This window comes from Thiorhodococcus mannitoliphagus, assembly GCF_010915725.1.
In the GTDB taxonomy this organism is placed as follows: domain Bacteria; phylum Pseudomonadota; class Gammaproteobacteria; order Chromatiales; family Chromatiaceae; genus Thiorhodococcus; species Thiorhodococcus mannitoliphagus.
Genome location: NZ_JAAIJR010000022.1, coordinates 1 through 25,842, shown reverse-complemented (window position 1 = coordinate 25,842; position 25,842 = coordinate 1). Strand labels below are relative to the sequence as shown.

Annotated in this window: 27 protein-coding genes; 3 read left to right on the top strand and 24 right to left on the bottom strand. The window is 63.0% G+C overall.

Annotation, left to right across the window (positions count from 1 at the left end):
* Positions 1–28: 28 nt before the first annotated feature.
* The 23 genes from G3480_RS07360 to G3480_RS07250 form a co-directional block, all read right to left on the bottom strand.
* Positions 29–793 (bottom strand): protein phosphatase CheZ, encoded by a 765-nt coding sequence (locus G3480_RS07360; RefSeq protein ID WP_164653198.1) that lies wholly within the window; start codon positions 791–793, stop codon positions 29–31.
* Between the two features lie 172 nt (positions 794–965).
* Positions 966–1,343 carry a chemotaxis response regulator CheY gene (gene cheY / locus G3480_RS07355; RefSeq protein ID WP_164653197.1) on the bottom strand — a complete coding sequence of 126 codons (378 nt, stop codon included), beginning with the start codon at positions 1,341–1,343 and terminating at the stop codon, positions 966–968.
* Between the two features lie 46 nt (positions 1,344–1,389).
* Entirely contained in the window at positions 1,390–2,139 is a 750-nt protein-coding gene (locus G3480_RS07350) for an RNA polymerase sigma factor FliA (RefSeq protein WP_420824611.1), read from the bottom strand.
* Positions 2,136–2,963, bottom strand: a complete 828-nt coding sequence (locus G3480_RS07345) for a MinD/ParA family protein (RefSeq protein ID WP_164653195.1) — start codon at positions 2,961–2,963, stop codon at positions 2,136–2,138. Before G3480_RS07345 ends, G3480_RS07350 begins: the two co-directional genes overlap by 4 nt.
* On the bottom strand, positions 2,950–4,185 hold the full coding sequence (gene flhF / locus G3480_RS07340) for a flagellar biosynthesis GTPase FlhF (protein WP_164653194.1): 1,236 nt from the start codon (positions 4,183–4,185) through the stop codon (positions 2,950–2,952). Before flhF ends, G3480_RS07345 begins: the two co-directional genes overlap by 14 nt.
* A gap of 23 nt (positions 4,186–4,208) precedes the next feature.
* A complete protein-coding gene (flhA, locus tag G3480_RS07335) occupies positions 4,209–6,317 on the bottom strand; it encodes a flagellar biosynthesis protein FlhA (RefSeq protein ID WP_164653192.1) in 2,109 nt (702 codons plus the stop codon).
* A gap of 5 nt (positions 6,318–6,322) precedes the next feature.
* On the bottom strand, positions 6,323–7,468 hold the full coding sequence (flhB, locus tag G3480_RS07330; RefSeq protein ID WP_164653190.1) for a flagellar biosynthesis protein FlhB: 1,146 nt from the start codon (positions 7,466–7,468) through the stop codon (positions 6,323–6,325).
* A 1-nt stretch (position 7,469) separates the two neighbouring features.
* Entirely contained in the window at positions 7,470–8,243 is a 774-nt protein-coding gene (fliR, locus tag G3480_RS07325; RefSeq protein ID WP_164653188.1) for a flagellar biosynthetic protein FliR, read from the bottom strand.
* Between the two features lie 30 nt (positions 8,244–8,273).
* Positions 8,274–8,543, bottom strand: a complete 270-nt coding sequence (gene fliQ / locus G3480_RS07320) for a flagellar biosynthesis protein FliQ (protein ID WP_164653187.1) — start codon at positions 8,541–8,543, stop codon at positions 8,274–8,276.
* A gap of 11 nt (positions 8,544–8,554) precedes the next feature.
* Positions 8,555–9,268: a flagellar type III secretion system pore protein FliP gene (gene fliP, locus G3480_RS07315; RefSeq protein WP_420824610.1), complete on the bottom strand. Its 714-nt coding sequence runs from the start codon at positions 9,266–9,268 to the stop codon at positions 8,555–8,557.
* Positions 9,269–9,300: 32 nt separating this feature from the next.
* Positions 9,301–9,732 carry a flagellar biosynthetic protein FliO gene (fliO, locus tag G3480_RS07310; protein WP_338114087.1) on the bottom strand — a complete coding sequence of 144 codons (432 nt, stop codon included), beginning with the start codon at positions 9,730–9,732 and terminating at the stop codon, positions 9,301–9,303.
* Between the two features lie 5 nt (positions 9,733–9,737).
* Entirely contained in the window at positions 9,738–10,223 is a 486-nt protein-coding gene (gene fliN / locus G3480_RS07305; protein ID WP_164653245.1) for a flagellar motor switch protein FliN, read from the bottom strand.
* A 10-nt stretch (positions 10,224–10,233) separates the two neighbouring features.
* Positions 10,234–11,211, bottom strand: a complete 978-nt coding sequence (gene fliM / locus G3480_RS07300; protein ID WP_164653183.1) for a flagellar motor switch protein FliM — start codon at positions 11,209–11,211, stop codon at positions 10,234–10,236.
* Positions 11,212–11,219: 8 nt separating this feature from the next.
* On the bottom strand, positions 11,220–11,747 hold the full coding sequence (locus G3480_RS07295; RefSeq protein ID WP_164653181.1) for a flagellar basal body-associated FliL family protein: 528 nt from the start codon (positions 11,745–11,747) through the stop codon (positions 11,220–11,222).
* Positions 11,748–11,979: 232 nt separating this feature from the next.
* Positions 11,980–13,440 carry a flagellar hook-length control protein FliK gene (locus tag G3480_RS07290; protein WP_164653179.1) on the bottom strand — a complete coding sequence of 487 codons (1,461 nt, stop codon included), beginning with the start codon at positions 13,438–13,440 and terminating at the stop codon, positions 11,980–11,982.
* An 11-nt stretch (positions 13,441–13,451) separates the two neighbouring features.
* A complete protein-coding gene (gene fliJ, locus G3480_RS07285) occupies positions 13,452–13,904 on the bottom strand; it encodes a flagellar export protein FliJ (RefSeq protein ID WP_164653177.1) in 453 nt (150 codons plus the stop codon).
* Positions 13,901–15,304 (bottom strand): flagellar protein export ATPase FliI, encoded by a 1,404-nt coding sequence (gene fliI / locus G3480_RS07280; protein WP_164653175.1) that lies wholly within the window; start codon positions 15,302–15,304, stop codon positions 13,901–13,903. Before fliI ends, fliJ begins: the two co-directional genes overlap by 4 nt.
* Positions 15,301–16,245, bottom strand: coding sequence for a FliH/SctL family protein (locus G3480_RS07275; RefSeq protein ID WP_338114086.1), 945 nt, complete (start codon positions 16,243–16,245; stop codon positions 15,301–15,303). The genes fliI and G3480_RS07275 overlap by 4 nt, the downstream gene beginning before the upstream one ends.
* On the bottom strand, positions 16,242–17,258 hold the full coding sequence (gene fliG / locus G3480_RS07270) for a flagellar motor switch protein FliG (RefSeq protein ID WP_164653173.1): 1,017 nt from the start codon (positions 17,256–17,258) through the stop codon (positions 16,242–16,244). Before fliG ends, G3480_RS07275 begins: the two co-directional genes overlap by 4 nt.
* Complete coding sequence (gene fliF / locus G3480_RS07265; protein WP_164653172.1) at positions 17,248–18,939, bottom strand: flagellar basal-body MS-ring/collar protein FliF; 1,692 nt, start codon at positions 18,937–18,939, stop codon at positions 17,248–17,250. The genes fliG and fliF overlap by 11 nt, the downstream gene beginning before the upstream one ends.
* Before the next feature lie 38 nt (positions 18,940–18,977).
* Positions 18,978–19,316 carry a flagellar hook-basal body complex protein FliE gene (gene fliE / locus G3480_RS07260; RefSeq protein WP_164653170.1) on the bottom strand — a complete coding sequence of 113 codons (339 nt, stop codon included), beginning with the start codon at positions 19,314–19,316 and terminating at the stop codon, positions 18,978–18,980.
* Positions 19,317–19,672: 356 nt separating this feature from the next.
* On the bottom strand, positions 19,673–21,043 hold the full coding sequence (locus G3480_RS07255; protein ID WP_164653243.1) for a sigma-54 interaction domain-containing protein: 1,371 nt from the start codon (positions 21,041–21,043) through the stop codon (positions 19,673–19,675).
* A gap of 178 nt (positions 21,044–21,221) precedes the next feature.
* Positions 21,222–21,740: a PilZ domain-containing protein gene (locus G3480_RS07250; protein WP_164653168.1), complete on the bottom strand. Its 519-nt coding sequence runs from the start codon at positions 21,738–21,740 to the stop codon at positions 21,222–21,224.
* 252 nt (positions 21,741–21,992) lie between these two features.
* On the opposite strand from G3480_RS07250, the gene G3480_RS07245 reads away from it, so the two are divergent.
* Positions 21,993–22,262: a late competence development ComFB family protein gene (locus G3480_RS07245; protein WP_164653166.1), complete on the top strand. Its 270-nt coding sequence runs from the start codon at positions 21,993–21,995 to the stop codon at positions 22,260–22,262.
* A gap of 66 nt (positions 22,263–22,328) precedes the next feature.
* Here G3480_RS07245 and G3480_RS07240 read toward each other — a convergent pair whose 3' ends face one another.
* The gene (locus tag G3480_RS07240) at positions 22,329–23,777 is read right to left on the bottom strand and encodes an HDOD domain-containing protein (RefSeq protein ID WP_164653164.1); all 1,449 of its coding nucleotides are present in this window, start codon (positions 23,775–23,777) and stop codon (positions 22,329–22,331) included.
* Between the two features lie 187 nt (positions 23,778–23,964).
* Here G3480_RS07240 and motA point away from each other — a divergent pair, with 187 nt between their 5' ends.
* Both motA and motB read left to right on the top strand, forming a co-directional pair.
* Positions 23,965–24,819, top strand: coding sequence for a flagellar motor stator protein MotA (gene motA, locus G3480_RS07235; RefSeq protein WP_164653163.1), 855 nt, complete (start codon positions 23,965–23,967; stop codon positions 24,817–24,819).
* Positions 24,820–24,831: 12 nt separating this feature from the next.
* Complete coding sequence (gene motB / locus G3480_RS07230; RefSeq protein ID WP_164653162.1) at positions 24,832–25,767, top strand: flagellar motor protein MotB; 936 nt, start codon at positions 24,832–24,834, stop codon at positions 25,765–25,767.
* The last annotated feature ends 75 nt before the right edge of the window (positions 25,768–25,842 follow it).

The window sequence follows — 25,842 nt, the reverse complement described above, 5'->3', positions numbered from 1 at the left end:
CACCCTAATCGAATTGGCCGGTGCTTCCCTAGAAGCCCAGACTGGAGAGCAGCGCGTCCACGTCGTCCTGGCCACTGACGACGTCGGCACTTGCATCCTGCGTATTCGGCACAATCGGGCCGTGCCCCTTGATCTCTTCATCGACAGCGGGCTCCTCGACCGGCTTCGCGGCCTTGCTGGGCTCCATTCGGGAACTCGAGAGCCGGATCAGACCCACGAGGTTCTCCTCGACCTCCTGCACGAGGCGGATCACGCGCCGGATGATCTGTCCAGTCAGATCCTGGAAGTCCTGCGCCATCATGATCTCGGACATGAGCGTCTTGACCCGCTCGGTCTCCTCGCCGCTGGCAACGAAGAAGGCATCCAGCTCGGTCGCGAATTCACGGAATTCCTCGACCGAGAGTTCGCGCTTGCGGAAGCGTGTCCAGCGCTCGGTCAGCTCGGCCGAGCGATCGTGCAGGGATTCGAGCAAAGGGATGCCCTCGTCCAGGGCATTGAGGGTGCGATGGGTCGCCTGCTCGGTCATGGAGACGACATAGTTCAGGCGCTCTTTGGCGTCCGGAATGTCGTCGCGGGTCAGCTCGACCAGCCGAGAATCGCCCCGGAAGCTGTTGAGGGCCTCGTGCAAATCGCGTGTGAGTTTGCCGAGATCGTCAAAGAGCTCGCGCTCGAATGGATTGCGCAGCTCACGAATGATCTCGTTCGCGGCTGCCTCGTCGCCGGCCTCGAGATGCGCAACCAGACGACGCGCCAGATCCAGCTGCGACGTCGTGCGTTCTTCGTCAATTTCCATCGATCGTTCCTAGACGAAACCTGTGATGATCCTGACCCCAAGCAGCCAGGTCTGCTCTAAATGCACCCATGCGCCGATGATGGAAAGCACCCCGATCACCGAGTCAGGACTCGAGATTGGCTGATCCGCCAAGGCCCGCGAGCGCAAGCGCGCTAGGCGATTGAATCCGGGCTCATTGAGCCTCGAGACGCTCGAAGATCTTGTCGATCTTCTCCTTCAGGGTCTCTGCCGTGAAGGGCTTGACGATGTAGCCGTTCACCCCGGCCTGTGCAGCCTCGACGATCTGGTCGCGCTTGGCCTCGGCCGTCACCATGAGCACCGGCAGCGACTTGAGCATTGGATCCGCCCGTACCGCCTTGAGCAGCTCGATGCCCTCCATGTTTGGCATATTCCAGTCGGTAACCAGAAAATCGAAACCCCCATTCTTGAGCATGGGCAGCGCGGTGCTGCCGTCATCCGCTTCGTTGGTGTTATTGAAGCCCAGCTCACGAAGCAGGTTCTTGATGATGCGTCTCATGGTGGAGAAGTCGTCCACGATGAGAATTTTCATGCCTTTATCCACAAAAAACTCCTAATGGCATCTGTCGAGTTGAGGTTCATGAGCCAGCCTCGGTCTGAGTCCATTCGCTCAGCCGCGACCGCACCCGGTGCAATGCCTGACTGCGAATCTGGCTCACGCGGGATTCGGTGACCTCCAGGATGGCACCGATCTCGCGCAGGTTCAGCTCTTCATCGTAATAGAGCGCCAGCACGAGACGCTCGCGCTCGGGCAGGTTCGCCAGGGCCTCCACCAGGGATGCCCGCAGCTCATCCTGCTCAAGCGCTTCGGTTGGCGTCGCGCCGTCGCCCGGCAAGAGGCGGTCAGGATCCGCCTCCTCGCCGAACAGCTCGTTCAGCCCCAGGATCTGGCTGCTCGCCGAGTCTTTAAGCATGCCATAGTAGTCGTCCAGTGAGACTTTGAGCTCGTTCGCAATCTCGCGATCGCTCGCCGCGCGCCCCTCGCGCGCCTCAACGTCCTGTATCGCCGCACTGATGCGACGCGTGTTGCGGTGGACCGAGCGCGGCGTCCAATCGGCGCGCCGCAGCTCATCGATCATGGCACCGCGAATCCGAATCCCGGCATAGGTCGAAAAGGTCGCGCCCTGCCCTGACTGAAACTGCCGCGACGCCTCGATGAGGCCGATCATACCTGCCTGCACGAGGTCCTCAACCTGCACCGACGCCGGCAGACGAGCCATCATATGATGGGCGATGCGCCGCACCAGGTCAGTATGCTCAGTGACCAGCTGCGCCGAGCGATCGGCGGCCCCGGCGTATCCCGTCATTGAGCGATTGACCGTCATCAGGCTGACTGCAGCATGCGTTCGACAAAAAAGCCAATTCCACCCGTATCCGCATCTGGCGCTGTCCAGCGTTCGACTTGTTTAGCCAGCTCGGTAAAGACCCGAGCAGATGGACTGCCGGGATAGAGCGCAACCACGGCCTGACGCTTCTGCACCGCGATCCTCAGCTTGTCGTCCTGCGGCACGAAGGCGGCGGCCTCGAGCACCACGTCCGGCAGATAATGGGCGCACACCGACGTCAGCTTCTGCATCAGGCGCCGGCCGGACTCGGGCTCGCGCAGCATGTTGCAGACGATACGAAAGCGCCTGAGACCGTGCTCCTGATGCAAGACCTTGATCAGCGCATAGGCATCCGTCAGCGAGGCCGGCTCGTCACAGACCACGACGAAGACATGCTGAACGGCCTTGCAGAAGCTAGTGACCGAATCCTGCACGCCCGCGGCCGCATCCACGATCAAGAAATCCAGCGGTTTGCTGTAGGAGCTGAAGGCCCGTATCAGCCCCATGTGCTCGCTCGGCGTCAAGTTGGCCATGGAGCCGATCCCTGACGCCGATGGCACCAACAGCATACCCTCGGGCCCCTCCAGCAGAATTTCCTCCAAGCTGTCCGCGCGGCCGGCGACCAGATCGTGCAAGGTCTTCGTCGGCCGCAACCCCAGCATGAGGTCGGCGTTGGCCAAGCCCAGATCGGCATCGAACAGCAGCACGCGGCGTCCGGTCCGCGCCAGGGCCACAGAAAGATTAACGGCGACGTTGGTCTTGCCAACGCCGCCTTTACCGCTAGCGATTGCGATGCTCTGAAGCGGCCGACTCCTAGAAGGCTGCATGGACGCGTTTCCTGAAAGGCACCACTGACTCCAGAACCATACTCTCTTGCTCAGTGCGAGTTTGTGAGGTGACTTGCAATCTTGTGACCTGAGCGTGCTCAAAAACCCGCTTCGGGGTCGGCTCAGCGATGGGCCTGTGCGCGGTTGGACGCACCTGACTGGCTGGTTCGTTGAGCGCGAGACGCGTGAGATAGAGAGTATCCGCCTTGTGGAAGTCCTCGTCGATGCGTTGGCCGTCGCTGTAGAAGGCCAGTCCAAGGCTTTGCTCGAGGAGGACGGAGAGCGTCTCGCCGAGCTGCTCGGCCTCATCCACCTTGGTCAGCACCAAGGCCGAGGGCTCACAGCTCTGGAAGGCTTCCAGCACTTGCCGGAGCACGCTCGCTTGGTGTGTCGCGGGCACGACGAGCCAGGTCTCGAGGTCGATTTGATGACGGACTTGCGCGAATAGCTTGCGCTCGGCCACATCACGCGCCGCGCGGCCCTCGGTGTCGATGAGGATCAGCTTGCCATCGCCGGCACGGCTCGCAAGCGTCAGCAGATCGCGCTCGCTCTCCAGCAGCATCACCGGAATCCCGGCCATCTGACCGAAGGCCTGCAGCTGTTTGTAGGCACCCAGCCGCTGTCTGTCCAGGGTGACCAGGCTGACCGACTCGGCTCCCATACGGCGGATATGCCGCAGCGCGAGGCGATTGATGGTCGTTGTCTTGCCCACGCCGGTCGAGCCAACCAGGGCCAGCATGCCGCCGCGCTCCAGCACCGTCGTCTGAGCCGTAGCGATGGACGCGGAGAGACGCGTCCGCAGGCGCGTCCAGGCCTCGTCCGTCGGCGTGCTTTCTTGAATGCTTCCCGCGAGCGAGCGAGCCAGCTTTTCGTTGAAGCCGCACTTCATCAGCCGCTCGACGAATTCGGCGGCCAATGGATGGCGCGCGGCCCACTGATCGCGCTCGCTCAGCGCCTGCTGCTGGACCAGGAGGGTGCGCAGGTCACATAGCTCGCGACGCATGGCGGCCAGCTCTGGGTCGACGGGGATGGACAAGGCTGGCTTAGACGGCGGCGCGGACTCCAGCGCCCGCGAGGCCGGCTCGGGCTCGGTTCCAGCGACGACTTCCAGCATACCGTCAACGCGGCGACTCGAGAGGATCACGGCATCAGGGCCCTGATGCTCGCGCACCAGCCGCATCGCCTCGCGCATGTCCCGTGCCTGATAGCGCCGTACATTCATGGATCAACTCCTGCCTTGCTCGATCATGCCCGCGCCTGAGCGGTATCACCCTTGCCTACGGTGGCCACGACTCGGATGCGTCGATTGTCCGGGATCTCGGTAAAGGCCAGGACGGTGAGACTGCGCACCGCCCCCCTCAACCAACTTGCGATCCAGGACCGGATCTCGGGGGCCACCACCAGGACAGCCGGCGCACCTTCGGACTCCTGCCGCCGCGCGGCCTCGGTTACCGAGCGCTGTACGCGCTCTGCCAATCCGGGCTCGATACCGACGGTCTCGCCTTGACTGCCTTGCAGCGATTTATGCAACAGCTGTTCCAGCGAGGGATCCAAGGCGATCAGGGGCAGTTCGTCCTCCGGGCCGATCAGGTCCTGGACGATCGAGCGTGACAGGGCGACCCGAACTGCCGAGGTCAAAGCGGCGGGATCCTGACTCTTCGCCGAGCGCTCCGCCAAAATTTCGGCGATTGTGCGTAGGTCGCGGATCGAGACCTGCTCCGCCAGCAGGTTCTGCAGCACCTTGAGCACCACGCCCAGCGAGATGGCCTTGGAGCCGAGCAGGTTCTCGACCAGCTTCGGCGAGCGTCGCGAGAGCTGGTCGAGCAGGTGCTGCACCTCCTCATGCCCGATCAGGCGATGCGCATTCTCGCGGAACACCTGCGAGAGATGGGTCGCGATGACGGTCGCGGCGTCCACTACAGTATAGCCAGCGGCCTGGGCGGCATCGCGGTTCGCCGGATCGATCCAGAGCGCGTCCAGGTTGAAGGTCGGGTCCTTGGTCGGTGTGCCTTCCACGGTGCCGAAGACCTGACCCGGATTGATCGCCAGCTCCCGGTCCGGAAACACCTCGGCCTCGGCCGTGGTGACGCCGAGCAGCGAAATGCGGTAGTGGTTCGGGCCGAGTTCTAGGTTGTCGCGGATGTGCACGGGCTGGATGAGGAAGCCGAACTCCTGCGAGAGCTTGCGGCGAATCCCCTTGATACGCCCCATCAGCTGCCCGTCCTGACTGCGGTCGACCAGCGGGATGAGCCGGTAGCCCACCTCCAAGGACACCAGATCGACCGGCGGGACATCCTCCCAGGACAGCTCGCGCTCCTCGGGCGCGGGCAGTTCCATGCCTTCTGGCAGGCGCTCGACCACGTCCGCACCAGCTTCGGCCTTGCGCTTTCCAATCGAATAGCCCGCACCGCCGAGCACGGAGGCCAGACCGAGGAAGACCAGGTTCGGCATGCCAGGGATCAAGCCCAGGATGCCGATGACGCCGCCAGCGACAAAGAGCACGCGGGGGTTGGCAAACATCTGCCCAAAGACCTGCTGCCCCATGTCCTGGGACGTCGAGGCCCGGGTGACGATGATCGCGGTGGCCGATGAAAGCAGCAGCGAAGGCAGCTGGGCGACCAGGCCGTCGCCGATGCTCAGCAGCACGAAGTTGTTGGTCGCGTCCGCCATCGTCATCCCATGCTGGGTGGTGCCGATGACGATACCGCCAAGGATGTTGATGAACAGGATGAGAATGCCGGCGATGGCATCGCCGCGCACGAACTTGCTCGCGCCGTCCATGGAGCCGTAGAAATCGGCCTCCTGCGCCACGTCCTCGCGGCGCGTGCGGGCGTCTTCCTGTGAGATCAAACCCGCGTTGAGGTCCGCGTCGATCGCCATTTGCTTGCCGGGCATAGCATCCAGAGTGAAGCGTGCGCTCACCTCCGAGACCCGTCCGGCACCCTTGGTGACGACCACGAAGTTGATGATCACCAGGATGGAGAAGACCACGACTCCGATGGCGAAATTACCACCCAGCACGAACTCGCCAAAGGCCTCGATCACCTTGCCTGCCGCACCCGTGCCGTCGCCGCCCTTGAGGAGGATGACGCGTGTCGAGGCCACATTCAGGGCAAGCCGCAGCAGGGTCGCCAACAGCAGTACCGTCGGGAAGGCGGCAAAGTCGACCGGGCGCGGCGTATAGACCGCCACCATGACGACGATGATCGACAGGGCAATATTGAAGGTGAAGAGCAGGTCCAGCGCAAAGGGCGGCAGCGGCAGCACCAGCATGCCCAACAGGGCCACCAGCAGGAAGGGCGTCACCAGCCCCATGCGGCCAACGACGCCAAGACGCTCGGCGAAGGTCGTCATCCGCCCTACCTCCGCGCCCGCCGCGCGCTGCGCGGATCCAGATACTCTTCGGGCACCGGCAGCTCGCTTGAGATCTCGGCGTCCGGATCATGGCGCTTGAGCTGATAGACGTAGGCCAGGATCCGCGCCACCGCGACGAAGAGTCCGCCGGGGATCTCCTGCTCCAGCTCGGTCGTAAAATAGATGGCGCGCGCCACCCGCGGAGCCTCGACCAGGGTGATCTCGTGCTCCTGGGCAAGCTCGCGAATCGCCGCGGCGACCTCATCCGACCCCTTGGCCAGTAGCTTGGGGGCGCGCATGGTGGCCGCCTCATAGCGGATCGCCACGGCGTAGTGGGTCGGATTGGTGATGACCACATCCGCCTTGGGGACCTCCGACATCATGCGGCGGCGCGCCATCTCGTGCTGCATCTGCCGGATACGCCCCTTGACCTCCGGCTTGCCCTCGGTCTCCTTGAACTCGTCCTTGATCTCCTGAAGGGTCATCTTCAGCTGCTTCTGGTGATTCCACAGCTGGAAGGGCACATCCATCATCGCCACCACGAGCAAGGCCGAACTCGCGATCAAGAAGATCCAGGAGGCCATGTGCGCAGTCTGCAAGATGGCACTCTCCACCGGCTGCTCGCCCAGGCTGATGAGGCTGCCCCAAATGGTGCTGATCGCCAGTCCGGCGACGGTCCCGACCAAGAAGAATTTGCCGAGCCCCTTCGCAAGCTCCATCAGGCCCTGCACGGAGAAGACCCGCTTGATGCCGCTGATGGGGTTCAGCTTGGAGAACTTGGGCATGAATGCCTTGGTCGCGAAGTTCGCCCCGCCAATCATGATGGGTGCCAGCATGGCGACGGCCGTGAGCACGATGAACAAGGGTACGAGGATGAAGAAGGCGCGCCCAAACAAGTCTTGCAGGTGAGGCACGAGCAGGTTGGTGTCGAAGATCAGGCCGCGCTCTAGCGTCCAGGCATCGATCACGAGGGCGCTAAGCTTGCCCGCGAGGCTGCCCCCGGCCAAGAGCAAGAAGCTGCCGCCCGCCATGAGCATCGCAAAGGTGTTGAATTCGCGCGAGCGCGCGACCTGCCCTTTCTCGCGCGCCTCGCGAATGCGCTTGGCGGTCGGTTGCTCGGAGCGTTCCTGGCCATTCTCATTCTCGGCCATGTCATGCCCTCGTCAGCTGCTGAATGAGCGAAAAGGCCGACATGAGCAGCTCACCGATTCTTGCCGGCAGGCTGGGCATGGTCAGGAGGACGATGATGAATCCGGCGAGCAGAGTCAGGGGGAAACCCACGGCGAAGATGTTGAGCTGAGGCGCGGCGCGCGTGATGACGCCCATGGAGAGATTGACCAGCAGCAAAGACGCGATGGCCGGCAAGGCGATGAGCACGGCTGCCGCATACATGGTACTGCCGAATCCCAGGATCGCCCAGAGATTCTCCGTGGTCAGCCCCTCGGGCGTGATCGGCAAGGTCTCGAAGCTGCGCAGCAGCAACTCGATGAGAACGAGGTGGCCGTTGAGCGCCAGAAAGAGGAGGGTTGCGAGAATCATGTAGTACTGCGACACCATCGGCACCTGAACACCGCCGACCGGATCCATGGTGGAGGCGAAGCCCAGGCCCATGGAGAGCGCGATACTCTCCCCCGCCTGCGTCAGCGCCGAGAAGACCATCTGCATCACGAAGCCCATCGCAATCCCGATGATGACCTGGTGGATGGCGACCACCAGGCCGCCCACGCTCAGGGGATCGATCCGAGCCGTCTCGGTCAGCTGCGGCGCAACGACGAGCGCGAGCAGAAAACCTAAGGAAAGCCGGGCACGCACATTGACGTTGCGGGCGCCGAAGATAGGCGCGACCAGCAGCAGCGCGCTGATGCGCACGAAGGGCCAGATGAAGGAACTCACCCAAGCGAAGATGTCCTCGGCCGCGAAACTCATGCAACCAGCCCTGCAAACCTTGGGCCTAAGCTACCCAATCAAGCCAGGAATGCTCTCGTAGAGCCGGGTGACATAGTCGATGATCAGGCTGAGCATCCAGTGTCCGGCGATGATCAGCACCCCCCCCACGGCGACCAGCTTGGGGATGAAGGTCAGGGTCATCTCCTGGATCTGGGTCGCGGCCTGCAGCAGGCTGATCACAAGACCCACGATGAGCCCGGTGAGCAGGGGTGGCGCCGCCAGCAAGATCATGACCTCGCCGGCCTGCTTACCAATCTCCACCACCATTTCGGGTGTCATCGTCGTTCTCCTCAGGTATAGAAGCTCTGTGCCAAGGTTCCCATCAGCAGCGACCAGCCGTCGACCAGGACGAAGAGCATCAGCTTGAACGGCAGCGAAATGATGAGCGGCGACAGCATCATCATGCCCATCGACATTAAGACGCTGGCGACCACCAGGTCGATGATGAGAAAGGGAAGGAGGATGAGGAAGCCGATCTGGAACGCCGTCTTGAGTTCGCTGATCACGAAGGACGGCAGCAGCAGACTGAGAGGAATATCCTCAGGTGAGTCGAAGCCGTCGAGTCCGCGGATCTCGGCAAACATCGCCAGGTCGGACTCGCGCGTCTGCGCCAGCATGAAGGTCCGCAACGGCTTGACGGCCTTGCTCAGCGCCTCCTCGGTCCCGAGCTTCTCCTGCATGTAGGGCTGCACTGCGGTGTCGTAGATTTCCTCGAAGACCGGCGCCATGACGAAAAGCGTCAAAAACAGGGCGAGCCCCAAGAGGATCTGATTGGACGGTGTCTGCGACGTGCCCAGTCCTTGCCGCAAGATACCTAGCACGATGATGATCCGCGTGAAGGAGGTCATCATGATGAGTGCCGACGGCAGCAGCGTCAGCAGCGTCATCAACAGCAGGATTTGAAGTTTGACCGAGTAGACCTGACCGCCATCCGGCTGCGTGGTGACCGTCACGGCATCCAAGCCGCCGATCTGCCCCCAGGCAATGGCTGGGATCATCAGCATGACCAAAACGCCGAAGCACCGGATGGGCCGGCTCATGAGCGTCCACCGCGCGCCTTCATGCGGTTCAGCAAGCCCGCGAAGTCCGCAGTGGGTAGCTCGTCCGGCGCCACCTCCAGCGGCGTGGCGAGCGTGTGCAGGCGGTGCATACCGCTCGGCGTGACACCGATGAGGACCTGCTCCTCGCCGACTTGAATCAGCAGCAGACGCTCACGGGTCCCCAGGTTGCGCACGGCCAGCACTTGAATCAAGGAAGGTCCCTGCCCCTGCAGACCGGGCATCCTGCGCAACATCCAGGCAAAAAAGACGATGAGGAAGACGACCAGCACCAGCCCGCCCAGCAATTGCGCCAAATAGCCGGCAGACACATGCCCCGATTGCCCGGCGGAGGCTGCCCAGACCGGCCCCGTCACTGCCCAAAGTCCCGCAAGGGCCGCGCTCAGCGCATGACGACCTGGGCGGCGCACCAAGATCACCTGAGCTTGCGAACCCGCTCGCTGGGGCTGATGACGTCCGTAAAACGGATTCCGAACTTCTCGTTGACCACCACGACCTCGCCGTGCGCGATCAGGGTTCCGTTCACCAGGACATCCAGCGGCTCGCCGGCTAGGCGGTCCAACTCCACGACCGAGCCCTGATTGAGCTGCAGCAGATTGCGGATGGGAATCCGGGTGCGCCCGATCTCCATGGCGATGGTGACGGGAACGTCCAGCACCAGATCCAGATTGACCTCTGACGCAGCCGGCGAGCCGGCGCCCGAGAACTCCTCCGGGCTCAGGGGCACCGCTTGATCCTGTCCAGCGCCCGCCGCCTTCGCGCTGCCATTGGCGCCGGCCGGCGCAGCTGCAGCGGCCGGCTCGGTTTCGGTCTCCTTCTGCTCTTCAAGTGCGGCCGCCCAGGCGTCAGCGATGTCTTCGTTCGGATCATCGGCCACGATTTGGTTCCTCGTTTCTGCTATCGGACGGCATCTAGTTGCCGAGCCGCTCTAGGATCTTGATGGCGTTGACCCCTTTGGCCGCACCGAACTTACCCCGGAACAGCGGGATGTCCTCGACATTGAGAATAACGGTATCCGGCAAGTTGATGGGAATGATGTCGCCCGCCTTTATGTCCAGCAACTGCTGCACGGACAGGGTTGCCTCCGTGAGATTCGAGAAGATCTCGACCTCGGCCAGCGGGATCTCCTGCTCCATTGCGATCTGCCAGCGCCTATCCGCGCTTGAACGGTCCGACTGCAGTCCGGTGTCCAGCTGCTCACGGATTGGCTCGATCATCGAGTAGGGAAAGGTGACGTGCAGGTTGCCGCCGCCACCTTCCAGTTCGATGTGGAAGTCGTTGATCACGACGATCTCGGTCGGACTCACGATATTGGCGAATTGCGGATTGACCTCGGCGTTGATGAACTCGAACTCCAAATGCATGACCGGCTCCCAGGCCTTCTGCATGTCCTCGAAGGCGGTATCCAGAAGGTTCTGGATGACGCGCAGTTCCATGGGCGTGAAGTCGCGGCCCTCAATGCGGGAATAGTAGCGACCATCGCCGCCGAAGAAGTTGTCGACCAAACCGAAGACCAGCTTTGGGTCGAAGACGAAGAGCGCGGTGCCATGCAGCGGAAAGACCCGCACTAGGTTCAGACTGGTCGGCACGTAGAGCGAATGGAGATATTCAGAGAACTTGGTCACCCGAGCGCCGATCACCGAGATCTCCGAGGCGCGCCGAAGGAGATTGAAGAGGTGGACTCTCAGATAGCGGGCGAAACGCTCGTTGATCATGTCGAGCGTTGGCATGCGCCCGCGAACGATGCGGTCCTGGGTGGCGAAATCGTAAGACGTGATATCGCCGTCACTCGGACTAGGGTCCGAATCAGTATCGACACCACCGTTATCGACGCCATGCAGCAGCGCGTCGATCTCATCCTGGCTGAGGATATCTGTCTGTTGAGACATCGAAGCGCCTATTGCATGACGAAATCGGTGAAGAGCACTTCGTCGACACCAGCGGGCTCGCCAGCCTTGGTGAGAATACTGATCAGTGATTGCTTCAGCGCTTCGCGCAGCGCGTCCTTGCCTTCCGGGGTGTTGACAGTGGCGAATTCCTGACTCGCGAGCAAGGACAAGAGGTCATTGCGGATCATCGGCGTATGCTTGTCGAGCGCGGCCACAACAGCTTCATCCCGCGTGACGACGGTCATCTTGACGCGCAGGAAACGGGCGGGGCCAGGCGCCGTGATATTGACGGTGAAGCCCTCTAGCTGGTGGTAGATCAGGGGCGCCTGCTCGATCGCCTCGGCGCGTTGCGCGGCCGCCCCCTCGGATCCGTCGCCCGCCTCTTCGGCTTGGTCGTCGGACTGATAGATCAAAAAATAATAAGCGGCACCACCGCCTGCCGCGAGCAGCAGCAGGACGATCAGGATCAGGATAATCCATTTCAGCTTACCGCTGCTCTTGACTTCGACAGACTCGTCTTTCTTCTTATCGGCCATGACTCACTCGTGGAATAGGGACGTCAACTCAGAATCCAGCAAATCAGGGACCAATGCAATCTGACAAGCGCTTGGCAGCCACCCTGACATCCGGTACCTGGAGACACAGCGGCGGGAATGACACTCGGTTGGGACAACAGCCTTGACGCGCCCGGGAGTCGTGCCTCGGCGATCACGGATCTAAGAGGCCCGAGCCCCAAAACCGCCCTTGTCCAGCCAGCTCCATCTTGGGTCACACAAAATAGTCGTGCTGACTCATGCGTCTCGAGAGGGCTCCGACTGCCGTGCCCAACGCCTCATCAGCGTCTTCGATGACGGCGTCAAGCCCCTGATGATCCTCCTGCGTACCTGGATGGCGCTCTGCGGATTCGTCGCGCCCTCCCGCGCGATGCTCGGAGACGCTGACATCGACCAGCGCGACGCCGTCCTGCGCCAAGGCATCCCGCAGGCGCGGCATCGCCGCCTCGAGCACTTCCTTGACAATCGGATGCGGGGTGAGGAACTGCACGCTCGCCTTGTCCCCATCCATGGTCACACGCACGTCCAAGGTGCCTAGGCTCGGGGGATGGAGCTTCATTTCGACAGAGTCGAGTCCCGCTTGGATGGACCATTTGACCTGCTCGGCGAGACGCCCCTCGCCCCCCGGCTGCAGCAACTTGGAGAGATCGAAGATCTGAGCACGCTGCGGACCCGCCTGTGTCTCATTGACCTTCAGACCCGACAAAAAACCCTCTGCATCGACTTGATCGTCGGCCGCCTTCTCCGTTCCAACTGCATCGAACTGAGCGTCCCGTGCATAGCTGCGCCCCATGAGCGCGGCAATGGAATCTGGGATCTCCCCATCACCTTGCGCCGATCCTGCGCCTTGCGCAAGCGAGGCATCAAGACCCTTCATGATCGAACTCGCTGTTCGATCCACCGCAACGCTGCCAAGCTGCGCTTGCAGCGCTTCGACGAACTCGGACAACTCCGTGTCAGACATGCCGGCAAGGTCAGCGGCTGCCGCCCCCTTCAGTCCAAGAGTCCCGGACTCGGCATTCGGTCGTCCGAACCGCGACATCAACTCGGCCAAGCCCGCCTCAAGGACGCTAGGATCCACTTGAGCCGCTCTGCTGGCGATCTGCGAGGAATCGGCCTCTGAGCCCAGGACTGTGCTCAGGGCGACCTGGCCGAGCATGCTCGCCTGCCCAGATAGCGAGGACAGAGCGCCCTCGGCAACTTGCACCTGGCCAGGCGCCGCGCCCCCGAGCGCGGCCGATTGCGCCAACTGCTCGAGCACGAACGCCGGTAGTGCCTCGATCGCTTCGAGACGATCGATTCCCGCAACGGACGAATCCGCATCATGCTCCGCATCCGCTTGCGCGCCGTCCAACTGCCCCGCCTCGAGCCCAGACAGCAAGCGATCCAACGAGGCCAAGGCCCGGCCCTGAGCACTCTCGGCGTCAACCGAATCCAAAGCAGTCTGTCCCTGCATGGCGGAGAGGAAGTGCGCAACCAACGCCTGGTTATCGACCGACTCCAGCGCGTCCGAATCCACGCCATTCTCCGCCAAGAGCCCGCGGATCTGATTGCCCATGGCATCAATGAAGTCGGACTGCGAGCCGGAGTCTAGTGCTCCCTCCTCCACCAGGCCGACATTGAGCAGCTGGGCGAAGAGACCCACTGCCCCAGTTTGAACATTGCCCGATTGCATCGTCTTGATCCTCAGTCGTCCGATCCCGAGAAGCCCAGTCCTTGGTCCTTTTTGAATGCCCTGAGCGTTGCCCACATATCCAGGGCGCTCTGCTGCTTGCGATTCTCTTCGATGGCGTCGACGCGCTTTCGCCGCTCGATCAGCTTCTCCAGCGACAGCGTCTCCTGATGCCGGTCCAGCCAGACGTCGCGCGCCTGATCGACCCGCGTCTGGGCTGCCGCGACCCGCAGCTCCTGCTGCTGCAGCGCCTCGCGCAGCTGCTGATGCATGAGCCCCAGCTGCTTGAGCAGGCGCGCGTCGTTTGGCACCAGCGCGTTGAGGTAGACCGACTGGTACTCGGTGAGCTGGTCGCGCTGTTGCTCGACCTTGCTGAGGTCGGAGCGCCGCTCGGCAAGCGCCACCGCCGCCTCGCTCTCTTGTGCCTCACGGATCTTCAGGAGCCGCTGGAAACGCCGCACGCTCATGCCGCATCACTCCGTCCGCTAGCAGCCTGGATGCCCAGGACATCGAACAAGCCTTGCCGAGCTTGCTCGAAGCCGGCCGCCTCCAGCCGGTCCTGCCGCAGGTAGTCCTCCAGCCGTGGCTGCATCGCAACGGCCTCGTCCAGCGCCGGGTCCGAGCCTTTGCGGTAAGCGCCGACAGCGATGAGGTCACGATTGCGCGCATAGGTCGACAGGAGGCCACGAAAACGAAACGCGGCGCGTTGATGCTCCGACGTCACCACGGCGCTCATGACGCGCGACACCGAAGCGCCGACATCGATGGCCGGATAACGCCCGCTCTCGGCGATTTCGCGCGACAGCACCACGTGTCCGTCGAGGATGGCACGCGCCGAGTCGACGATGGGATCGTTTTGATCGTCCCCCTCCGCCAGCACCGTGTAGAAGGCCGTTATAGAGCCACCGCCCTTGTCGCCGTTGCCAGCACGCTCCACCAGCTGCGGCAGACGCGCGAACACCGAGGCGGAGTAGCCCTTTGTTGCGGGCGGCTCGCCGATCGCCATGGCGATCTCACGGGCGCCCTGCGCAAAACGCGTCAGGGAATCCATGAGCAAGAGCACGTTCAGCCCCTGGTCACGGAAATACTCGGCGATTCGGGTGGCCACCCAAGCGCCGTGCTGGCGCAGCAAGGGCGACTGATCCGCTGGAACCGCCACGACCACGGTGCGCCTGCGCGATTCCACGTCCAAGATGTCGTGGATGAACTCGTTGACCTCACGGCCGCGCTCGCCGATGAGCCCGACCACGATGACATCGGCCTCCGTATGCCGCGTCATCATGCCCAAGAGCACACTCTTACCCACGCCGCTTCCGGCAAAGAGCCCGATGCGCTGACCGCGGCCGACGGAGAGCAGCCCATTCAGAGCCCGAATGCCGACGTCCAGTGATTCGGTCACAGGTGTCCGCGTCAAGGGATTGATGGGACGCCCCTCGATCGAGACGGCCTCCGACGCCCGGATCGGCCCGCCGCCGTCCAGTGGTTTACCGAGCGCATCGACCACCCGCCCGAGCAGCTCAGGCCCCACTTGGATCCGCCGGACCTGCTCCAGTGGCTCGATCCGCGCGCCTGGGATGAGGCCCTCCAGCTGGCCTTCCGGCATGAGAAAGGTCTTCTCGCCATTGAAGCCGACGACCTCCGCGGCCAGGCGCTTGCCGGTGGAGGTATGAATGGCCGCACGCCCGCCAACGGGCAGGCGAATCCCCTCCGCCTCGAGCGTCATACCGACCATACGCGAGAGGCGTCCCTCCGGCTGGGGCGCCAGCGCTTCGTCGATACGCTGGCGTGATTGACTCAGCCGATCCTTGAGGCCGAGGCTCAGCTGCCGCCTTCCCTCCTGCTTGAGTTCATGGATGACCTCGCTCATTGCATTTGCTCCGCATCGTCCTCCGACGTAAGTGCCATCTCGCCAGACTCGTCAGGCTCGGGCTCAGGCTCAGGCTCAGGACCGGGACCGGGACCGGGACCGGGACCGAGATCGGGATCGGGATCGGGATCGGGATCAGGCTCAGGCTCGGGCTCGGGATCGGGATCGGGATCGGTCATCGCGACATCAGGCATCGAAGCCTCGAACTCGGCGCTAACATCAACGGCGTCAATCTCTTGACGCGGCTTGGAGACATCACCCCAAATGGCCGCGATCCCCTGCCGCAAGCGTGCCTCGAGGCTCGCGTCGATGCGACTGGGCCCACTCTCCAGAACACAACCGCCCGGCTCGATCTCCCGATCCGGCACCCAGGAGACCTGCTCGCCGCGCTCCTGGGCATAGCGCTCCAGAATGGCTTGCTGATCGGGATGCACATGGACTCTCAGCGCATACTGCCGCGAGGGCAGCTGCTTCAGCGCCTGATGGAGAACCTGCTGGACCAACTCAGGCCGGATGCGCAGCTCCTCCATGATTACCTGGCGCGCGACGGCCTCGACCAAGGCCAACAGCTCCGGCTCCAAGTCATCCGCTGTGCTCGCGAGTGGATCCGCCAGCTCGCGCGCGACGCCTTCGAGCGCAGCGACAGTCTCACTCAGTATCCGATCCTGCTCCTGCCGCTGTGCTTGCTCGCGTGTCGCGCGCGAGTCCTGCTCGACCCGGGCCTCCTCGGCGGCCTTATCGGCACCCTCTTTGTAGCCAGTCTTGTAACCTTCACGAAATCCAGCCTCCGCGCCAGCCAGCCGTGCGGCCTCCTCGATCGCGGCGATCTCTTCGGACGTCGGGGGCTTGATTACGGGTCCCGTCGCGCGGCCGACGTCCGGTGGCAGCCAACGCTCGACATCGTGCGCCCGTGAGGACTGGGAAGACGCCAAGCCGCTCACAGCATCTGCTCCCCACCCTTGCCGCCGAGTACGATCTCACCGCTGTCGGCGAGACGCCGAGCCGTGGCCAGGATCTCTTTCTGCGCCGTCTCGACATCACTGACACGCACCGGCCCCTTGGTCTCCAGGTCTTCGCGCAGCATCTCGGCGGCACGCTTGGACATGTTGCGAAAGATCTTGTCCTTGAGTTCTTCCTCGGCGCCCTTGAGCGCCAAGACCAAAGATTCGGTGGAAATCTCGCGCATCAGTGTCTGGATACCGCGATCGTCGACATCGACCAAATTCCCGAACACGAACATCAGCTCCTGAATCCTGCTGCCCAGGTCCTCATCGACCTGCAGCACACCGTCCATGATGGTGCTCTCTCTAGAGGCGTCAATGAAGTTGAGAATACTGGCTGCAGTCTTCACACCGCCGATCATCGAAGACTTGGCGGTGTTCTTGCCGGAAAGCTGACGCTCAAGAATCTCGTCCAGCTCCTGCAGCGCGGCCGGCTGCACGCCGTCCAGGGTGGCAATGCGCAGGATGAGATCGGACTGCATACGCTCCGGCAGAAACGACAGGGTCTCTGCGGATTGGTCAGGATCCAGATGAGACAGCACGATCGCGACGATCTGCGGATGCTCATGGCGAATCATTTCGGCCACGGCGCGCGGATCCAGCCACTTCAGGGCCTCCAGACCCTTGGAGTTGCGCCCGATCAGGATGCGGTCGATCAGTCCCTCGGCCTTGTCGTCACCGAGTGCCGAGCGCAGCACGTTGCGCACATAGTCGTCCGCGCCGATCCCGAGCGAGGTCTGATCTTGGACCACATCCGAGAACTCGCGTAGAACCTGATCGATATCAGAGCGCGAGACCTTCTCCAAGGAGGCCATGGCCGTGCCGATCTTCTGGACCTCCTTTGGACCCATATGCCGGAGAATCTCGGCCGCAGCCTCCTCACCCAGGCTCATCATAAAGATCGCCGCGCGTTCGGAGCCGGAATACTTTTTCTCTGTTGCTTCAGTTGCCATCTTCCGCCAACCATGACTTCATGACCTGAGCGACCCGCTTGGGATCCTCCTTGACCATTGCGCGAACGGCATCCAGATCCATCTGCTGCTGATCCGGACCCTTGGGCCCCATGAGGGCGCCCAACGCCGAGGGTTGATGACTGAGGGCGACGACATCATCACCGTCCTCGCCATGCGCTGCGCCGCCGGACTCATCCGTGAGTGCGAGCTGCTCCTCATCGCCATCGGATTCGAGCGCAGCCTGCTCCTCGGGCTCTGGAGGCTGGGGCGCCAGCTGCCTGATGCCTGGACGCACGACCAGCAAGATCACCAGCAAGGCCATCGTGAAGCCGGCCAGTATCTTGGCCAGCTCGAGGAACCAAGGCTGCGTCCAGACCGGTGCAACCTCCTCGTCAAGCGCATCCTGCACGAAGGATGCCGAGCTGACCCGGATGGAATCGCCGCGTGCCTCGCTGAAGCCAACCGCCTCACGCACCAAGGCGCGGATCGTCTCCATCTCCGCCTCGGCACGAGGCACGCGCACCGGCTCGCCGGCGTCGTTGATCTGATCTTGGTAGTCCACCACCACGGCGGTCGTCAACCGCCGAATACCGCCAGGCGTCTCTTGAACGTGGGCGATTGTGCGGTCGACTTCGTAATTGCGCGTGGTCTGCTGGCTGCGACTGCTTGGCACCAATGAAGCGCCCGCCGCTTCGGTACGCTCGCCAACAGCCCCGCCCTGCGGCGGCTGGTTGGTGAGTGCACCGGGAATGCCGCCCGCCCCCGGATCGGCACCGATGCGCTCTTCTTCATTGGTCTGTTCGGAGCGAACTGCGGTGCGATCCGGATCGAAGGTCTCCTGGGTGCGCTCGACGCGCGAGAAATCCAGGTCCGCTGCAACCTGCACGCGAACCCGGTCACGCCCGACGATCGGGGCAAGCAGCGACTGAACACGATTGACATAGCTGGACTCGACCCTTGCAATGTAGTCCAGGCTGTCGAGACTGAGGTTGTTGCCAGCCTTATCGTCGTCGTCCTGGGTAAGCAGCCGGCCGGTCTGATCGACGACCGTGACCCGATCCGGGCTCAAGTCGGGGATGCTTGAGGAGACCAGATGCACGATGGCACCGACCTGCGCATCGCTGAGAGAGCGACTGCCCTTGAGCTGCACGATGACAGAGGCGCTCGGCGGTGTGCGCTCACGCACGAAGACCGAGCGTTCCGCCTTCGCGAGATGCACGCGCGCACTCTCGACAGGATCCAACGCCGCGATCGAACGGCCGAGTTCGCCCTCGAGCGCCCGCTGATAGCGCGCCCCTTCAATGAGTCTGCTGGTGCCGAAGCCCGCGTCCTGCTGCAGCAGCTCGAACCCGATGTCAGCCGACTTCGGCAATCCCTGTCCAGCCAGCAAGAGCCGAGTCTCGGCGATCTTCTGCTGAGGAATTTCGATCCGACCTGTCAAATTGTCGACCTTGTAGGGAACGGCCATCTGTGACAAGGCCTGCATGACCTCTGACGCCTCGGCGCTATCCATCTGACCGAACAGGGGAGCATAGGTCGGCTTGAAGGCCCAAAAGAGGATGGCGGCAGCCGTCACCAGTCCGCCCGCGATCATACCGATCAAGGCTAGCTGACGACCGGCGGACATCTCCGTGAAGGTCTTCACGCCGGTCGACAATGTGGCAGTGAGGGATGTCGCCATGGGTGTCTCTCTTCGCTAGCAGCGTAATCGCGGCGCGATCACACCTGCATACTCATGACTTCTTGGTAGGCCGACAGCAAACGATTGCGGACCTGATTGGTGGCCTCGAAGGCGATGCTCGCCTTGTTCATGGCGATCATGACCTGAGGCAGGCTAACGTTCTCTTCGCCGAGTTCGAACTGGGTCTGCATCACGCTGGATTCTTGCTGCACTTCGTTCACACCGCGGATGGCCTCCTGTAGGTTGGACGCGAAATCGACCCCATCTGCCTGGCGCGCCTCTTTGACCTCTCCAGCGGATGCTGAGCCTTCGATGCGACCCGATTGCGAGAGCGCACGCATCTGCTGCAAGACGCTCTGGATCTGCATTTCGCTCATCTGATTCCTCTCCTCGCTCCCCTCGGGGGCCCCGAGTGCGCCATCTAGAGACCTTATGGCTGAGGCATCGTCAGCGGGCGCAACTCAATGATGCACTTAGCTAGGCAATTTGGATGCCGTCCGAGAGGTCGGCGGATGAGAAGCGTGATGAAGCTCGCAGGACAGCAGGGCCCTAGCCCGATCAGACCTCAGCCAAGAAAGCGCTGTCGGCCACCAGCAGCTGGCTCAAGGCTTTGTCTTGGAGATGCGTTCAGGTTCTCCGCCCGTCATCCATCGGAGCAGCGGCTGATTGAGGAAAAGAGCAGCTAGATGTCTGATTGGCTGCCGCTGCAGGCTGGCGGCCGGCATCAGAAACGTCAAAGACTCGACGCGGCATCTCTTGCGTCGCGCTCGAGCCCGAACTTGCGCATCCGCTCGACCAGCGTCGTGCGGCGCATGCCGAGCCGCCTAGCGGCTCGCGCGACGACATAGTCGTTCTGCTCGAGTGCGGAGATGATCATCTTGCGCTCTACCTCGTTGAGGTACTCGCGCATCTCCGTCCCCTCGGGCGGCAGCATGTCGTCGCCAACGCCAGGCAGGCTCATGCCGGATGGCGGGGGCCCCGCATCGCCTTCGAGCACGGGCAGCGACTCGACATCAGCGGGCCGAAAGCGCGTCGGGAGCTGCGCCAAATCGACGAGCTGGTCGGGATACATGATGGACAGCTGCTCGAGCAGGTTGGCTAGCTCACGGATGTTGCCCGGCCAGGGGTGGGTCTGCAGATGCGCCATGGCGGCAGGCGTGAGGTGCGCCGGCTGCCCGCCCTGCTCGCGCAGCCGCTCTTCGAGGATCGCGGCCAAGAGCGGAATATCGCTCTCTCTTTCCCGCAGAGAGGGCAGCTCGATCGGGAAGACGTTGAGACGAAAGAAGAGGTCCTGGCGAAAATTGCCCGCGTCCACCGCCTCCTCCAAATTGCGGTGGGTGGCCGAAATGATGCGGGCATTGGTGTGGATAGGCTTGTTCGAGCCGACCCGCTCGAAGGTGCGCTCCTGGAGCACGCGCAGGAGCTTGACCTGCATGGGCAGGGGCATGTCGCCGATCTCGTCGAGGAAGAGGACGCCGTCCTCGGCCAGCTCGAAACGGCCGGCTCGCGCCGTGAAGGCCCCGGTGAACGCCCCCTTCTCGTGCCCGAAGAGTTCGCTTTCGAGGAGATCACCCGGAATAGCCCCGCAGTTGACCGCCACGAAGGGCTTGCGCGCCCGATTCGATGCGCGGTGAACGGCGCGCGCAACAACCTCCTTACCCGCACCTGTCTCGCCAAGGATGAGCACCGTCGCTTCCGTCTTGGCCACCTGAGCGATCAGACGTTTCACGCCGCGCATCGCCGGGTGCTGGCCGACCAGGTCGATCTCAGACTCGGTCTCTGATTCGACTCCAAGCTGGAGACGCTGGAGGATCTGGAGCACCGTGCCGGGCTTCAGCGGCGCCTCGGCGATGAAGGCGCGGCGTTTCAGGTCCAAGGACCCACCGTCAAGAGGTTGACACACAACTGGAAGCTTGGCGTGCGAGGACAAGCGCGCGAGAAGATCAGGGATCAGGGTCGCGGATTCGCAAATCCAGATTCCGGAGCAAGTCTCCGCGGCGATCCTGCCAAGTGACTCCAGTTCCACGACGTCGCAGCCCAGGAACTCCAGGATAGATCGCGTTGCGAGCCTGGCAGACGCCTGACCGTAGAGACCTATTCTCATCACCTGATCGGATGCTCCTCTTGCGAGATGTCCGCCACTCCCAAGCGGAGCCGCTCGGCGATGCGCCGCGCCGAGCCCTCAATGGCTCTAGCCCCAGGAATCCGACGCCACACGCCCATAGAATCGTCAACTCTCAGCCATTGTCCCGAGCGACACACCGCATCAGGGTGGTAACCGCTCAACCGCTGCCGCTCATGCGCCGCCGCGCAACCTCGCGCCGGTGCATCCGGAATACCCAGCGACCCAGAGCATCGCGCAGCGCAGGGTCGGGCGAGCGCCAAGAAGCTCCTGCCGCGTCGCCCCTCAGAGCGACAGGCCCAAGCGCCAAAACGAGCGGCTGCGCCAGCCACTGACTGGGATAGATCTGGATGCGCTCGCAAGCGACGCCCAGCACATCCGCCGGCAAGACCAAGCCCTCACCGCTGATGAGAACTTCCACGGGCCTTGGGATTCTGTCTATAAGCAAAGATGACACCAGATCCGTCAGGAGGTCGATCTTGAGTTCCAGTCGCTGAATCTCCGGTGCCGGCTCGTCCTTAGCGAGCACCGGCGGCCCTTCTTCCAGGACCGCAATCGCTTCCAGCAAGTGTGCGGCCGCATCCCCCGTCGTCGCAGGTCGATCACAAGGCGCAGCAGCAAGATCCAAGCTCACCGCGAGGCTATCGCCAAGCACATCTCGCCATTCCTCGATTTTCATGCGTTACCGGAACTCCAACGCAAACCCCTCATGCTTTCGATCCTAACCCGCATATCACCAAGCTCAAAACCGCGAAACCGGTCCCAGGGCCTCACCATCGCGCCGAACAAGCGGACGCTCGATCGCGAGGCCCGCCCATGTGAAGGCTCAGACGACCCTTGGTCAGGGACGCTCGAGAAAACCTCCGCCCTACGCGGGATCTCAGGCTATTATGCGCGAAATCGAAGCTGACACGACCTGTGAGGTGAGCGCATGCTCTCAAGCATCGCAAACATTTACGAACGCCTAGTCATGGAGTGTATCCGAGAGATCTTGGAAGACGGCGCCCTTGCGGCCGACCAAGACTATGCGGACGACTTGGCCTGCATCGCGCTGAACAGCTTGCCGCCCAAGTATGTTCGCCACGCGGTCGATTTCGCCGCGCACCTTGACGACGAGTCGCACAAAACCCTGCGGATTGAGGCGGCAGACGCCGTCGGCAAGGCGCTCGAGACCATGTCACGCCGCTCGAGCACACGCTAGCGGCCAGCGGTAAATTCGCCGAATTTGCTCGCAGCATGGCGCGGAGGCATCTCGCCGAAGCCCACCTCAACAGCCGGGTTCTGGCTCGCTACCTGGCGCCGCCTCAGCCAGACGCTCGAGGCTCGCCTCAGCCATCCGCACCAACCGCAGGAAGCCCTGAAAGCTGCGGGCGTCGAGCGCGCAGCTTGCGTCCCTGCGGTCGGCGTAGACCAGTCCCAAGGGCTGACCACCCAGCCGCAGTGAGCAGGCGAAGAAGCTGTCCGCCCCCGTCAACGCCCGAACCATCTCAGGCATCTCAAGCCCGGCCGAAGGTTCGTCACCCAACCAGACACCGCCGGCATTCTCTACCAGTCCAGCGAAGAGCCCAGCTTCCGACATGGGCAGCACGAAGCGGTTGAAGCCCGGCTCGAAATCCGTGCCGATCAGATGCTCGGCCCGCACGGCGTGGCGCTCCGGATCATAGAGGGCAACGACGACTCGGCTCAGACCGAGCCCGCGATGAAGCCCCCTGAGCATGGTCCGGAAGATCGCCGTTCGGTCCTCACAAACCTGCCTGCCCTTCGAGATCCCTTCGAGATCCTGCTCCGCCCGCGCGTAGTCGTCCGCTCGCGGCGCAAGACAGAAGAGCGCCTCGCATGGCAGCGCGGCTTCGCCGGACTCCAGTGGCAATGGAGGCAGCGGCTCGAGCGCGTAGGTATCGACCCCCACATTAAAGTTGTCCAGCACGCGATTGATGCGCGCTCGCAGCGCGGCGACATCCAGGTCCAAGAGCCCAGCGACGAGACGGAGATCCTGTCCCTGCATGGGATGCGGCCATCCAGCGCAGGCATATCTCGCAATCTGAGTAGCCAACATCACGCACAGCGTCCGCGGGTGCTGGGCATTGCGCGCACGCATCGCCTCCCGAATCAGCAGAGGAAGCTCCCAAAGTCCGGCCAGGCGGTAGCCAATGGTCTCCAAACTCTCGCCGAGCGTGACGTACTCAACCTCGTGCGGGTAGGCATTGCAGCGCCCGACCATGTCGAGATAACGCTGCATCCTGGCATCGCCGTGCGCGATCAGGTAGCGCTCACCCAGATTGTGCAAGAGCGCTGCGAGACTGATCTCGGCTGGGAAGCGATCGCGGTCCAGCTCTGCCCAATCCAGCGCCAGCAACGCAGACAGGACGGCGCGACCCGCGGTCTGCCGATAGGCCTGGATCCGCGGCCTATCGCCGAGACTGCGCTCCGAGGCGGCCTCCCCTGCCAGTCGCGCCAGCGTCCGTGTGCCAAGCATCTGGGCCGCCTCCTCCAGCGACCTGAGCTGGAAGCTGGGATGTCGGCGCGGAACGGCATTCGCGCGCTGGAGCACGCGCAGCGCCAGCGCCGGGTCACGCAGAACGACCCCCGTGATGCGTCGCAGCGGCGCCAGCTCGTCCCGAAGCACCTCGGCGAGCGCAGCGGAGGTTTGCGATAGGAGCGGAAGCTCATCAGGCCTGGCATTGGTCGTTAGGTTGGCAAACCAGCGCGCTGCCATCTTCCGGTGCCTCCTGGGTGAATCGATTTCATGACACGGGTCGCGACTTTGATGCGAGATCCCACGCCCTGCGTCCTTTCCCGTTATTATCAGACGTGATCGGGATGCACGCGAGGCGCGCTACAGGCCGCTCGTCGGAGCATCTCTGATCGCAACCGAATCAACCCCGTGAACGGGAGCCGATCACGTGAATCTGATCATTGGCTCGGTCATCGTGCTGGTCGGAGTGCTTGGTGGCTTCGCCTTCCAAGGCGGACACCTGATCTCTTTGTGGCAACCCTACGAGCTGATGATCATACTCGGCGCCGCTGGCGGCGCCTTCATCATGGCCAATCCGATGAGCTTGGTGCTGCGGATCTTCAAGAGCATCCCGGCCATTTTCATCGGCACCAGGTACAAGAAGGCCCACTATCTCGACGCGCTCGCCTTCATGTACGAACTCTTCAACAAGACGCGCAAGGAGGGTCTCATTGGCGTCGAGTCCGATATCGAGGAGCCCGAGAACAGTGCCCTCTTCGCAAAGTATCCACTCACCTTGGCGGATCACCATGCCACCGCGTTCATCAGCGATTACATGCGCCTGGTGATCAGCGGCAACATGAACCCCTTTGAGCTGGACAACCTCATGGAAGTCGAACTCTCCGCCCACCACGAGGACGCCGAAGAGGCCTCGCACGCCATACAGCGGGTCTCGGACGCACTGCCCGCCTTTGGTATCGTGGCCGCCGTCCTTGGCATCGTGCACACCATGGCCGCCTTGGGCGGCCCCATCGACGAGATCGGCGGTCTGGTAGCTGCCGCCTTGGTCGGCACCTTCAGCGGCATTCTCATTGCCTACGGTTTCGCTAGCCCCATCGCCACCGTGCTCGCCCGCCTGGCGGCGGAAGAGACGCGCTTTCTGTCCTGTCTGAAAGCCTGCATTCTGGCGAACGTCCAGGGCTACAGCCCGCAGATCGCCGTCGAGTTCGGCCGCAAGGCCATGCCGCCGGAGATTCGACCCAGCTTCGTCGAGTTTGACGCGCACCTGCGCGGGACGCGCTGAGGGGGACGAATCGTGTCACTCGACGAATCCAAACAGCCCATTGTCATCAAGCGTGTGGTGAAACACGGCGGCCATCACGGCGGCGCTTGGAAGATCGCCTTCGCCGATTTCGCCACCGCAATGATGGCCTTCTTCCTGCTGTTGTGGATCCTCGGCGCCACCACGGAGGAGCAGCGCGCAGCCATCTCGGAATACTTTCAGAACCCATCGGCCTTTAGCGGCCAGAGCCAGGCCCCGTCCGAGATGACGGGAGAGGGAACCGGCTCCAAGCCCTCGATCATCGAATTCGAGGGCGCCATTGGCATGGGCAATGAGTTGGCGCCAACACCGCTCGCCGAGGAGCAGATCGACGACAGCAGTCATGAGCAGGACGCCGCGCGCCTGCAAAGGCTCGCCGATCTCCTCAATCGCGCGCTCGACCGCAGCGAAACCTTCGCGCCCTATAAAGAGCAGCTGTTGATCGACATCACGCCGGAGGGCCTGCGCATCCAGATCGTCGACAAGGAGAACCGCTCGATGTTCGGCCTCGGCAGCTCACAGCTGAAGCCCTACACGGCAGACATCCTGCACGAGCTGGGCGCATTGATCAATCAGGTGCCGAACCGCCTCAGCATCACCGGACACACCGACGCCAAGCCCTTGGCCGGCTTCAACTACAGCAACTGGGAACTCTCGACCGAGCGCGCCAATGCAGCCCGCCGTGCCCTGATCGAGGGTGGCATGCAGGCAGACAAGATCGGCCGTGTCGTTGGCCTCGCATCCACGGCCCCATTCGACCGAAATCAGCCGAACAACCCGGTGAACCGCCGCATCAGCATCATCGTCATGACCCAAGAGGCCGACGAGGCCATCCATCAGGAAACAGGGGGCATCGCGGACCTGACCGGCCAGACCGATCCAGCCGATATCCAGCCGCCAAGCACCAGCCGCCCGCCCGATCCTTCTTAGGCGATTTACGCGAAAGAACTTACCCGCAGTTTGGTCGGATGAGGATATCCCATTTGGGCAAAGTGGAACTGCGCT